Genomic DNA, 13112 nt, shown 5'->3' with positions numbered 1-13112 from the left:
ATTTTTCAGCAATAAATTTGTAAAGAAATGTAAATTTCTTGGTATTACCAATAGACCAAAAACCGAACAATTAAGCGAGATCGTGTTCTGAACAACAAAGTCCATAAAAGCATCAACTTTCTAATACGACATAGCGCTAACAAGTCGATAAAAAAGTGATCTATATCACCTATTAAGTTAGTGTATTTCCGCAAATTAAGATGCACAGATAACGCATAAACATGGCAAACGACAGCATCGTTTCAAGCGACTTTTTTTCATGCTGAACATCGTTTTTTTCCCAAAAATTTGCGCATCAGTTAGCATGTTTTTCTGTGTAACTCTATAGAGTTATCTGGTTTTTCGGCATCTTGACAGAAAGTTTCGAAAGGTAAAGAATCCTGCCACCTATTCTTGGAAGTATGAGATAGATCGCCGTAATGCTACTTACCCCTTTGGTAAGTTCCGGAGCCCCCTCCAAGGCTAATGCCACTGAGGAGACCCCCGTCGATGTATTACTAATCGGCGGCGGCATCATGAGTGCCACCCTGGGTACCTTTCTGCAGACTCTGGAACCTAATTGGTCAATGACCATGATTGAGCGCCTTGATGGCGTTGCAAAAGAAAGTTCCAATGGCTGGAATAATGCTGGTACCGGTCACTCGGCTCTGATGGAACTGAATTACACACCGCAGCAAGCTGATGGTACTGTCAATATCCAGAAAGCTATCGATATCAACGAAGCCTTTCAGATATCTCGTCAGTTTTGGGCCTATCAAGTAAGCCAGAATGTGCTGCAGAAGCCGCATACGTTCATCAACAGTGAAGCGCATATCAGCTTCGTCTGGGGAGACACGAATGTGAATTTCTTGCGTGCCCGCTACCAGGCACTGCAGTCCAGTACTTTATTTTCAGGAATGGAGTACTCTGAGGATCATGAGCAGATCCGTAAATGGGCACCCTTGGTTATGCACGGCAGGGATCCCAGTCAGAAAGTTGCGGCAACCCGCACTGATAACGGCACGGATGTTAACTTTGGTGAAATCACACGTCAGTTAATTGCCTCATTGCAGAAGAAACCGAATTTCGATCTACAGCTGAATACTGAAGTGCGCGATTTGCAACGTAACAGTGATAACAGCTGGACGGTCACAGTTGCAGACACCAAAGACCACGCCAACAAACGTAAAATTCGCGCCCGCTTTGTGTTTATTGGCGCTGGCGGCGCCGCTTTACGTTTACTGCAGAAATCAGGCATTCCGCAGGCCAAAGACTACGCAGGTTTCCCTGTCGGTGGTCAATTTTTAGTGACTGAAAACGAAGACGTGGTAAAACTGCATTCGGCCAAGGTTTATGGCCGTGCGGAAGTGGGCGCGCCGCCAATGTCGGTACCCCATCTTGATACCCGAGTATTGGAAGGTAAAAAAGTGTTGCTGTTTGGGCCTTTTGCCACCTTCTCTACACGCTTTCTCAAAAACGGTTCGTTGCTGGATCTATTGAAATCTACTAATAAATCTAACCTGATGCCGATGATCCGGGTCGGATTAGACAATTTCGATCTGGTAAAATATCTCATCAACCAAGTCCGTTTGTCCGAAGATGATCGTTACGAAGCACTTAAGCAATACTATCCCGATGCAGTAAAAGCTGACTGGAAATTGTGGACTGCCGGGCAACGGGTACAGATCATTAAACGTGACCCGCACAAAGGCGGTGTTTTACGCCTGGGGACCGAAGTCGTCAGCGATGAACTTGGCACAATTGCAGCGCTGCTGGGGGCATCGCCCGGTGCCTCCACTGCGGCCCCAATTATGTTGCAACTCTTGAAAAAAGTTTTTCCAGAGCGCGTTGCCAGCCTTGAATGGCAAAGCAAACTGCAACAGATTATTCCCTCCTATGGCAAACGTCTGGACGGTGATATCGAAGCCATAGAGCACGAACTGGCATACACCAGCCAACTGTTGCAGTTACGTCGACAGGCACCGTGTTCAGTGATCAATATCCCTGAGCCAGACCATAGCTTTATGCTGCCTGCGAACAACATGGCAGATATCGCACTCTAGCCTATGTAAGAGTTGCTGGTACTGACCAGCAACTCTTTGCCATCCTCGTCAGCACTTATGCTTACCTGATTATTTAGCCGTTGATTTCATTTTTTTGCAGCTGTTTTTCGTATAAAAGTCCCGCATAACCACCTGCGTCTTAATGCTTTACGCCATTAAACTCACTGACTTAACGGCCTTAAGTTTCATTAGTATCGAAACCTATAAGCCACCATTAAAAACTGTTAACTTACGCACGTTTTTTCAATGTTTGGTATGTGTATCACACTCACAGCCATAACTAGTCTGTCCCTATCGGGGATTTTGGGGAGATACCTGATCCATGAGTAGTGTCTCTCTTTTGCTCCAACTCACAATCACAGAGCTAAATATCCATGAGAAAGATTGCTGTCATTCTGCTTGCCTCACTGGTGAGCTTAACTTTTAATCTGCCAGTCAGCGCACAGACGCAGGATAAACCTGTTGATGTGCTACTGATCGGTGGTGGCATTATGAGCGCAACGCTGGGCACATACCTGCAGGAGCTGGAACCAGAGTGGAATATCACCATGGTCGAGCGCTTGGACGGTGTCGCCAAAGAAAGCTCCAACGGCTGGAACAACGCCGGCACGGGCCATTCAGCGTTGATGGAACTGAACTACACACCACAAATGCCAGATGGCAGTATCAACGTAAGCAAAGCCATTAAGGTCAACGAAGCGTTTCAGATCAGTCGCCAATTCTGGGCTTATCAGGTCGCCAATGGTGTGATGCATGATCCTGAATCTTTCATCCGCAGCGTAAACCACATGAGCTTTGTCTGGGGTGATACTAACGTCAACTTTCTCCGCGCCCGTTATGCTGAACTGCAAAAGAACACGCTGTTTCAGAGCATGGATTACTCAGAAGATCATGAGCAGATCCGTAAGTGGGCACCGTTAATTATGGAAGGTCGCGATCCTAAGCAAAAGGTAGCGGCAACTCGCTCAGTCATCGGTACTGATGTGAACTACGGTGAAATCACTCGCCAACTAGTGGCAGGTTTGCAGACTAAAGACAATTTCCAACTGCAACTGTCTACCGAAGTGCGTGACTTAAAACAAAATGCTGATAAGACCTGGACCGTTACTGTGGCCGATCTGGCCCATGGTGAGAAGCTGCACCAATTGCACGCTAAATTTGTGTTTATCGGTGCTGGCGGCGCAGCGTTACCATTGCTGCAAAAATCGGGTATTCCGGAAGCGAAAAACTATGGTGGCTTCCCTGTCGGCGGTCAGTTCCTCATCTGTGACAATCCTGATGTGGTGAAACGTCATCTAGCCAAAGTCTACGGTCAGGCCGAGGTTGGTGCACCACCTATGTCCGTACCACATCTGGATGCCCGTCGTATCGATGGTAAAGAAGTTATCCTGTTCGGCCCGTTTGCAACGTTCTCAACTAAATTCCTGAAAAATGGTTCTTTATGGGATCTGCTTGGCGCTACCACCACATCAAACATTATGCCGATGGTACATGTGGGACTGGACAACCTCAATCTGGTGCAATACCTGATTGGCCAGGTACTGCAGACGGATAACGACCGTTTTAATGAACTAAAAAAATACTATCCTGAAGCTAAAAAAGCCGACTGGAAACTATGGACTGCCGGGCAACGGGTACAGATCATCAAGAAAGATGCGGAGAAAGGCGGAAAGCTGCAGTTTGGTACCGAAGTCGTCGCATCACAGGATCATACTTTGGCAGCATTGTTAGGCGCATCTCCTGGTGCATCAACTGCGGCACCCATTATGCTGGATGTGCTGAATAAGGTATTCAAAGATAAAGTTGATGGTGTTTGGTTATCGCAGTTGAAAACGATAATTCCATCCTATGGTACCAAGCTAAATGGCAACGTGGCGGCGACAACCCAAGAGCTGGAGTACACCAGCGAAGTGCTGAAGTTGCACAAACCTCAAGCGCCCAAGAGCATTGCTCCACAACCAGAAGCAGGTGTTGCGGTACCAACTGCCAAGCCAGTTGCTAACATTGAGCTCTAATACTGTAACTATCCTCGACAGTTAAACCAAAGCCCTTCCGGGTCAAGCCGGAGGGGCTTTTTATTTGCTTTGGTATTTTTACTAGGACAACGAAACACTACCCAGAGCGATGTGCATCACAGATGTTACCTGCATGTCCCAACCGCGATATCAACCATCGTTCACTGGATTGCACAGCAGACTGAATCACGCTCCACCAGTTGCGGCATGAACAGATGGGTTTGTCCTACTGGTTTATAGTCTGCATTACTGAGTTTGATGGCTAGGTCTACCGCATAGGCCGCCATCTCTTCAATGGGGTAATGCATAGTCGTCAGTCTCGGCCGACAGGCTCTGGCTACCGGTAGATCATCAAAGCCGACCACCGACACGTCCTCTGGGACCCGAATACCTGCAGCAAATAACGCATGAATAGCGCCGATTGCCATCAAATCATTGTAGGCCAGCAATGCGGTGAATGGCAGACCACGCGCCAGTAACTCCTTCACCGCCAGTTCTCCGCCCTCCATGTTAGCAGTGCCTTCGGCCACCAATTCTTGCGATAACGACAATCCGCGCTCCAGCAGCGCCTGACGACTGCCTTTAAGGCGTTCCGCCGGATCACGGTTCTGATAAATGCTGGTAATAGCCGCGAACTGCCGGTGGCCTTTGGACAACAGATACTCAGTAACCCATTGACCACCACGAATGTTATCTAACCAGACACAGCGGTTGGCAATCTGTGGGATGTAGCGGTTCACCAACACCAACCCTGGGATCTCATCGGCCAAACGGATTAATGTTGCTTCATCAGAATATTCACTGTGCAAGATAATCGCCTGACAATTGTGTTGTCGTAGCGACTGGATGGCATCGAGTTCGGATTGCGTTTCATACAAGGAGTTGGCCATCAACAGCTTGTAGCCGTTCTCTCTTACTGCATTTTCAACACCACTGGCTAACGTGCCGAAAAAAGACATCGACAGACGCGGCGTTACTACGCCAATAGTGTTGGTAGTTTTACTCACTAAAGCCTGTGCATTAGCGTTCGGCTGGTAACCCAGTTCGGCAATCACCTTCTTCACTCTGGCACGGCAGGCATCTCCGACCTGAGCGCCATTATGAATAACACGCGACACGGTTGCGGTCGAAACTCCGGCGATCCGGGCAACATCTTTGATAGTTACCATAACGTCTCTCTTGTCAGTCCGTTGCTCCAGAAGAAGCAAGTTTATCTTTTAAACCAATATGATAGCTGTGTAAACACCACAGAGATAAGATCCCGAATAACACAGTGCCACCGGCCAGAATAAACCGCATTGCAGTAATACTGCTGGCGCTTTGGGCACCACCCGCAGCGGCATCAAAACCGATAATATTCAATGCGGCACCAGAAGCCAGCAACGCCAGAATACTCGCCAATGAGGTAGCCGAATTGTATATTGCGGCAAACATGCCAGCGGTTGGTTGGCACCTTCGTCGGCTTTCTGCATCACTCAAACCGGCATTGAGTGCCGGGATGAGGGTCGTCATTGCGGTCCAGACGCTAGTACATAACACCGCGTCCAGTACGATCCACAAGCCAATATTCGGTACAAACAAAAACCACTTAGCAATACCACCCAGCAGCGTCAACACTAGCACCCATCCTAGTGCACCAACGGCCCCACAACGACGATGCAAGTAGCTTACCAGCGGCACACTGGCAAACCCAGTCAACGCATAAGCCGTAGATAGTACGCCTTTCCAGTAAGCCCCCTGAGTAATATCGCCGTGGCTGACAAAGTACACCAACAGGTAATAATCCATGCTGGCAGCAAACACGCTGCCGCCAAGCTGTAATAAACAGATTGTCATCAGTAATATCAACAGCTTATGTCGCAATAGCTGTTGCAGACTTTCAGTAAATCCTGGCTTACCAGGTGCCATATAACTGCCAACGGTGCTGGCGCTTTCCCGACAAAAAACAGCAGGCAACACCCCCATCACACCTATCAGTAACAGCGCTACGCCCCAGCCCACCCAACGGATCCCCACAACCACGGAGGCAAATATCACCAGACAGGCTAATGGAAATAACCATTGATACAGCACGGAGGCCAGCTTTATAAAATAGGTATTCACGGCCATGATGGCGGCGCGCTGCGACTCATCGTGAGTAATTTCGTAGCTGAGGCTAGTTGTCGGGACAGCAACCACTGCCGCCGCTATCGAAAACAACAGATAAAACAGCGCAAAATAGCTGAGTTGCCACAACATTGGCCAATGGGCAGGTACCATCCAGATACAGCCAAATAACAGCGCACTGAATAGGCTGCCGACGATGATCAATGGCCGCCGCTTGCCGATTCGCCCTGGCCAATGATCACTGACGTAACCAATCCATGGTGTTATCAACAGACCAGCAACCACCGGTAACGCGAGCGCCAGACTTAGCAGGAACGGGTCAACCCCGAGCTGCATCTGATAAAATGGGATCGCCAATACCTGAACGCTCTGACTGGCAAACAGCATCGCAAAAAAACCAGCACCCAGTGCCAGCTTTTGTTGAGTTAACCCTTTGAAAACACTATCAACCAACCATCGTCTCCTTGCGAAGTATTGGCGCTGACAGGATCATATCCCGCCCTGTCGATGGTGCCAGTCAGCTTTTGGTGTCCCCTGAAGCAATCAATCTTTCGCTGACATCTGTACTAGTGCTACCTCAGCAATCTCAATACCACGCTGCGGCATCGTTTGATGAGCACCTAAAGGTGGCAATGACAACTGCAAACCTTCAATCGCATTAAGTGCCAATGACGATTGTGAGGCAAACGGGCCAACAGTGACGGGCATAAAGGTAGGATAAGCTTGGCCAAGCATGGTGCCTATTGGTTGGAACTTATCCAGCGGTAATACTAGCGTTTTCCAGTCAGATGCCACCGAAACATCTGTACCCCACGCCAAACCATCATTGCCGATAATACCCAGCTGCAAGTGGTCAGTGGCGAAAGCACGGATCCTCAATGCCAAGGCATTGTAGCCGCGCAAATCGCGGCCAATAAGTTGATTGTCGTTAGCAAGGTCCAGCCGCAACAAGTTGCCACCGTTGTTGATTACCTGCGGTTCCACCAACAATTTTAATGTGGCACCTTCCACTGTGGCGGAGGTCGCCGGCCAGGATACGGTGTTTTTGGGGGTGTAATAGCCTGTGCGATCCGTTGCTGGTGCCAACAATGTCACTGGCGTACCTGTCGGTGTCAGCAAGGTATGCCAATAACCAGCATCAACATAATCCCAATCAGCAGGCGTTCCGGCTTGAGCGCCCGGCCAGGTTATATTTTGCAGGCCATCATTGACGCTGATGGCATATTCCAGAATCCCCGGTTGGCGCCACGCGGAGGTATCAGGTAAGGTCAGTCGATATGTATCAGTATTAACCACCGACATCGGTAATGCAGTGAAGGCTTTATCGCCCTGATAGCGTAGGTACAAAGTCACCTGATACTGCGGCTTTATGCCCGCAATTTGCGCACTAAAACTGAGTTTATCCCCCAGATTGCGCTGGCGCTGCGGCTGATGCACCAATGCCAATTTAGGCACAGGAATTTGAGGCAGATAATAAGCCTTGTTAGTGTTTTTGATGTTATTAATCAGATCTGCAGTACGTCCTAACAGATACACGCCAGGTTTCACCGTTATCTTGCCATGTTCAGCCGTCGCGACAACATCATTACCGGAGTTGATGCCTTTCATCGCAAATGTTTCGCCCAAATCGGCCAACATCAGTGTCATCTGCCGTTGATGCAGATATAACCTGCCCACTTCACGCTGTAAACTGGAAGGCTGATGTGGGTCCTGTAATTGCAGCAGATCTGGGTAGACTTCCAAGCGCCAAACGCCCTCCTGCAACTTGTCGAGGAAATAGGCACCGTTACCACGGTAAGCCACCAGCGGCGAGCTGCCGACCCCTGCAATATGTTGCAGTCTGGCGCCATGTTGGGGAGCCTGTTGCGTATTGTTGGAATAGTAATAATGGTCGCCATCATCATACTGGCTGAGATCCGCCTGATAATCTAACAATGTATGATCAAAGCGGTTGCTTGCAGGATACTCCTTGGCGTGATAACCCAAGGGCAGTTGCCGAAACTCTGTAGCCGCTATCATAAAGCTGATCGCTTTGGCTGGCGTATACAGCAGATTCAGATAATGAGTGTTGTATTCAGCATTGGTCTGCGCCAGTGCGGCGGAATCATACGCAAACTGCGTCGCCCATTGAAATCCGGCTTCGCGAAAGCTACGTGCCATCGCCGGATACATCACACTACGAGTCACATCAGCGGCATCAAACTCATACACCATTTTAGCCTTGTGCTGGCAAGCCGAGATCTGCTTAAACGGATCAGTGTAATGTGCCACCGCAGGCAGCATATTGCTGTGAAGCGCCGAGTTTTTTACTAAACCTGTGGGATACCATTGGTACGCTACCCCATCGACCGAACTGTTACACAAGGCGTGGGCAAACGCTTGATCATTCCCTTGTTCACTAATGTTGTAGAACAGGGGCTTAGTCACGCCTAACCCACGCACGGTTGCCAGTAGTTGTTCCACATACGCAGCACTTTGTTGCGGCGATTGCGTATGTTTCGGCTCGTTGAATAACTCAAAAGCAATAACGTTCGCATCGGTTGCCAGCGTTTTTCCCGTATAAGGATTTTTATGGGTCAGCAACTGCCGCAGATAATTTATAGTGGCGGCAATGGCTTTAGGATCCTGATTCATCTGGGCTTTGCTGTAATCGACAGAGAATCCTGGCTCTTTTGGATCCGCTGCCGGGTAACCAGACCCCCACCAGGCAATGGGGGTAATGATGGTTTTGATACCATGAAGCGCTAATTGGTGCTGCAGATAATCAAACAATCGCAGTTGCTCATTATCCAACAGATTACCGTGTTTATCGCTGATCAGCCGCTCCCACACATGTACCCGGTAAGCATCTAATCCCAAGCGAGCGATGTGGTTCACATCCATATCAATGACCGCTTGTGGATCCAGCCCCAGCTGCTTGACAGCACGATAACCAAAAGCAAAAGGCATGGCATAATTCACACCGAATAACGCCACTTGCGAACCATCTTGCCATTGCATCACACCATCTTTAATCGTGACGGGCGTTGGTTGTGCCAACAGTGGCGAAGTTACGGCAGCCAGTAAGGTAGCCATCGCGGCCACTAGCGATTGTCGAAATGTCACTGTTAGCATCATACTCACCACCAGGTTGTGTAAAAGCCAATCAGGATCAGACTGATCACCACCGCACAGACGCGGTAACCGCCGTGCGTAGTGAAGTCGATATCATGAAGCGGAATGCTGTGCTCATGGTCCTTACCTTTGCCTTCCAGTAGCGAAATCACCACCGCCAATACCAGACAGCAAAGGAACACGTAACCCACCCGATCCATAAATGGCACTTCTGGCAACCAAAATTTAGCCGCTGCCGACAATGCCGCCGACCCAATCGCCGCAGCCAGTGCACCGTTGGCCGTTGCCTTTTTCCAGAACATACCTAGCACAAACAGCACCACGATGCCCGGCGTGAAGAATCCGGTAAACTCCTGAATAAACTGGAACGCCTGTTCTGATTTACCCAGCAGTGGCTGTGCAGTCACCAGTGCGATGACCAGTGCCGCGACGCTGGCGATACGGCCAACTTTGACATAGTGATGTTGCGTTTGATGACGACGCACCTGCGCATACAAGTCCATGGTAAAAATGGTAGAAATACTGTTGGTCATGGAGGCCAGACTGGAAAGGATCGCGGCCACCAATGCCGCGAAAATCAGCCCTTTCAGACCTACAGGCATCAGCCCCATCAATTGTGGATAAGCCTGATCCGGACGGTCAAGCGGCGGCAACAGCAACACGGCGGCAATTCCGGGCAATACCACCAGCACGGGCATCAGCAGTTTGAGGAAGGCAGCAAACGCGATCCCCTTACGCGCTTCTTTCAGGTCTTTTGCCGCCAGTGCCCGTTGAATGATGTACTGGTTAAAACCCCAATAAGACAAGTTCATCACCCACAACCCGCCAATCAATACGGAAATCCCGGGCAAACTGGCGTAATTCGGATTATCCGGGGTCAGGATCATGTCGAATTTTTCCGGCAGTTTAGTCATCAGGATATCGAAACCGGCGACGACCCCATGGCCATCACTGACCATCTGCAACGACACATAAGACAGGAACAGGCCCCCAGCCACCAGTAACAGCACCTGAATAATATCGGTCAGGGCCACAACCTTCAGACCACCATAAAGCGAATAGGCTAATGACAATAGCGCCAGCAATACCAGACTGGCACTGATATTCAGTCCGGTCAGCGTATTGATGGCCAAGGCACCCAGCCACAGCACCGCCGTCAGGTTAACAAATACGTACACCGCCATCCAAAACAGCGCCATGGTCAATCGCACTCGATTATCATAACGATGCAATAGAAATTGCGGCATGGTGTAAATTTTGCGTTTGAGGAAAATCGGCAGGAACCAGGCACCCACGATGATCAGGGTAATGGCCGCCATCCACTCATAAGAGGCAATTGCCAGACCAATCGCATAACCGGAACCGGACATTCCGATAACCTGCTCGGCAGAAATATTGGAGGCCACCAACGAGGCACCAATGGCCCACCAGGGCAGGCTGTTGCCTGCCAAAAAATAATCGCTGGTATTTTTATCGTGCCCGGGTTTGTCCCGCGACACCCACCAGGCCAGTCCAAGTAGGATGACCACGTAGGCCGCCAGAATGGCAAAATCCAATGGGGCTAACAACATACAGCTTTCTCCTGGGAGTTTTTAAGGTTGGGCAACAATCTCGGCACCGGCCGATGGCTGACAGACAAATACCTCGGCGACCAAGCCACAGTGCTCAGGATAGTGGGTAGCGACCTGCGTTTTGACGGCTGCGACCAAATCGTGGGGCACCAACGCCACCACACAGCCGCCAAATCCGCCACCGGTCATCCGCACACCACCACGGTTACCGATAATGCTGTCGACCAGCGACACCAGATAATCGATAGGCGCGACAGTGATTTCAAAATCGTCGCGCATAGAAGCATGTGATTGCGCCATCAACTGGCTAAGGGTGCCAATGTCGTTGCTCGCCAGCGCCGCAGCGGCTGCGAGCGTGCGGGCATTTTCGGTGACCACATGACGTACGCGACGAGCGGTCACGTCATCCAGTTCGTCGAAGATGTTGGCAATCGCCGCAATATCCAGATCTCTCAACGCTTTCACGCCATAATGTGCAGCGCCTGCTTCACATTGTGCCCGGCGGGTATTGTATTCACTCCCCACCAAGCCACGTTTCACATTAGAGTTGATGATCACGACCGCCAACGCCTGCGGCATCGCCACGGGCTGGCACGACAGCGAGCGGCAATCGATCAGCAGCGCATTTCCCTGCTGTCCCTGAGCTGAGATCAACTGATCCATAATGCCGCTATTACAGCCCACAAAATGGTTCTCAGCTTGCTGGCCAGTAAGTGCAATCTGCGCAAGGCTCAGCGGCTGTCCAGCTAACGTGGTAAACGTAAGCCCCAGTGCGACTTCCAGCGCCGCAGAGGAGCTGAGACCTGCGCCTTGCGGTACATTACCGCTGATAGCCAGATCACAGCCTACTAACGAGATCTTCTGTTGTTGCAGGCTCTGCACCACACCGCGAACATAGTTGGCCCATTGATAATCCAAATGGTGCGCAATCACATCGTCTAACGGTATGGCATCTGTCTGCCCCTCATAATCGGCAGCCAGTACGCGGATGACATTCAGGCCGTTCTTACGAGCCAATACATGGGTATCAAAATCGATCGCACATGGCAGCACAAAACCGTCGTTATAATCGGTATGCTCACCAATCAGGTTTACCCGACCTGGCGCACGGAAATGGTAATCGGCGGTTGCCGCAAAATGTGATGAAAACAGCTGATGCAATTCAGCGACTGTCAGACTCATGCGTCACCTTTTGGTACAGATTTATAGTGAATGGGTGATTGTTGCCGTAAGCGCTCTGCCGCCTGCTCTGGGGTCATATCGCGCTGGGTTTCTGCCATCATTTCATAACCCACCATGAATTTTTTCACCGTGGCGGAACGCAGTAATGGCGGATAAAAATGGCAGTGAAGTTGCCAGTGTGTGCGCGCCTCATGCGCCTGATATTGCGGGGTATAAGGTGCCACATGCCAGCCCATAGAGTATGGGAAAGCACACTGGAACAAGTTGTCATACCGGATAGTGATTTGCTTGAGAATATCGGCCAGCGCTGCTTGCTGCTGCTCCGATAACTCATCCATACGGGTCACATGGGCTTTGGGCAGTAATAGCGTTTCAAACGGCCAGGATGCCCAATATGGCACGACCACCAGCCAGTGTTCATTTTGCACCACAGTACGCGCGCCATCAGCAAGTTCGCGCTCGACATAGGTCAGCAGCAGATTTTTACCGTGCTGTGCCAGATATTGCTGCTGTGCTAAATCAGTTCTGGCTGGCAAAGTCGGCACCGAGGAACACGCCCAGATCTGCCCATGCGGGTGGGGATTGGAGCAGCCGTTTATCGCACCCTTATTTTCAAAGACTTGTACCCAAGCATAGTGCTGTGACAGTTCACCATATTGCTGGATCCACTCATGAATCACGGCGGCGATCTGCTCGGTAGACAATTCCGGCATGGTCAGACTGTGGTCCGGGGAGTAACACACAACCCGGCTGGTACCGCGCTCAGATTCCAACACAAATAGGCCGTCATCGTTGCGGCTGGCAACTGGCGTATCCTGATGCAGGGCGGCAAAATCATTGGTGAACACATAAGGTTTGCTGTAGTTCGGATTGATATCACCGGTAATACGCTTGTTACCCGGGCACAGAAAGCAGCTGCCGTCATAATGCGGGACATTATCGGTTGCAGGCGCTTCAACCTGCCCTTGCCAGGGACGCTTTGCCCGATGTGGAGATACCAACACCCAGTCACCGGTTAACGGATTATAACGGCGATGGGGATGATCTTTTACGTCAAACTCTGACATACAAACCTCAATTCC

The 13112-nt window shown here is 50.3% G+C and carries 8 protein-coding genes; 2 read left to right on the top strand and 6 right to left on the bottom strand.

All coding sequences use genetic code 11. The annotated features are described in order from the left end of the window. Positions 1-419 precede the first annotated feature (419 nt). The gene (gene mqo / locus KDN34_RS07530) at positions 420-2042 is read left to right on the top strand and encodes a malate dehydrogenase (quinone) (RefSeq protein WP_212596266.1); all 1623 of its coding nucleotides are present in this window, start codon (positions 420-422) and stop codon (positions 2040-2042) included. A gap of 374 nt (positions 2043-2416) precedes the next feature. Continuing rightward, entirely contained in the window at positions 2417-4057 is a 1641-nt protein-coding gene (gene mqo / locus KDN34_RS07525) for a malate dehydrogenase (quinone) (RefSeq protein WP_212596265.1), read from the top strand. A gap of 161 nt (positions 4058-4218) precedes the next feature. Here mqo (KDN34_RS07525) and KDN34_RS07520 read toward each other — a convergent pair whose 3' ends face one another. The 6 genes from KDN34_RS07520 to KDN34_RS07495 all read right to left on the bottom strand — a co-directional run bounded on the left by KDN34_RS07520 (position 4219) and on the right by KDN34_RS07495 (position 13097). Then, complete coding sequence (locus KDN34_RS07520; protein ID WP_212596264.1) at positions 4219-5226, bottom strand: LacI family DNA-binding transcriptional regulator; 1008 nt, start codon at positions 5224-5226, stop codon at positions 4219-4221. A gap of 13 nt (positions 5227-5239) precedes the next feature. Beyond that, the gene (locus KDN34_RS07515; RefSeq protein WP_212596263.1) at positions 5240-6616 is read right to left on the bottom strand and encodes an MFS transporter; all 1377 of its coding nucleotides are present in this window, start codon (positions 6614-6616) and stop codon (positions 5240-5242) included. 90 nt (positions 6617-6706) lie between these two features. Then, on the bottom strand, positions 6707-9280 hold the full coding sequence (locus KDN34_RS07510) for a CIA30 family protein (RefSeq protein WP_212596262.1): 2574 nt from the start codon (positions 9278-9280) through the stop codon (positions 6707-6709). 2 nt (positions 9281-9282) lie between these two features. Beyond that, positions 9283-10848: a sodium/sugar symporter gene (locus KDN34_RS07505; protein ID WP_212596261.1), complete on the bottom strand. Its 1566-nt coding sequence runs from the start codon at positions 10846-10848 to the stop codon at positions 9283-9285. 21 nt (positions 10849-10869) lie between these two features. Next, positions 10870-12030 (bottom strand): galactokinase, encoded by a 1161-nt coding sequence (gene galK, locus KDN34_RS07500; protein ID WP_212596260.1) that lies wholly within the window; start codon positions 12028-12030, stop codon positions 10870-10872. Continuing rightward, a complete protein-coding gene (locus KDN34_RS07495; protein ID WP_212596259.1) occupies positions 12027-13097 on the bottom strand; it encodes a UDP-glucose--hexose-1-phosphate uridylyltransferase in 1071 nt (356 codons plus the stop codon). The genes galK and KDN34_RS07495 overlap by 4 nt, the downstream gene beginning before the upstream one ends. Positions 13098-13112 lie beyond the last annotated feature (15 nt).

The organism is Shewanella yunxiaonensis, from assembly GCF_018223345.1.
GTDB classification, from domain to species: domain Bacteria; phylum Pseudomonadota; class Gammaproteobacteria; order Enterobacterales; family Shewanellaceae; genus Shewanella; species Shewanella yunxiaonensis.
Note: the sequence above shows the minus strand (reverse complement) of the source record. Positions and strands in the feature narration are given on the sequence as shown.

Bases quoted from the DNA above. Each gene is read 5' to 3' on its own strand.
- mqo (WP_212596266.1), top strand. From the start codon at position 420: ATGCTACTTACCCCTTTGGTAAGTTCCGGAGCCCCCTCCAAGGCTAAT.
- mqo (WP_212596265.1), top strand. From the start codon at position 2,417: ATGAGAAAGATTGCTGTCATTCTGCTTGCCTCACTGGTGAGCTTAACT.
- KDN34_RS07520 (WP_212596264.1), bottom strand. From the start codon at position 5,226: ATGGTAACTATCAAAGATGTTGCCCGGATCGCCGGAGTTTCGACCGCA.
- KDN34_RS07510 (WP_212596262.1), bottom strand. From the start codon at position 9,280: ATGATGCTAACAGTGACATTTCGACAATCGCTAGTGGCCGCGATGGCT.
- KDN34_RS07505 (WP_212596261.1), bottom strand. From the start codon at position 10,848: ATGTTGTTAGCCCCATTGGATTTTGCCATTCTGGCGGCCTACGTGGTC.
- galK (WP_212596260.1), bottom strand. From the start codon at position 12,030: ATGAGTCTGACAGTCGCTGAATTGCATCAGCTGTTTTCATCACATTTT.
- KDN34_RS07495 (WP_212596259.1), bottom strand. From the start codon at position 13,097: ATGTCAGAGTTTGACGTAAAAGATCATCCCCATCGCCGTTATAATCCG.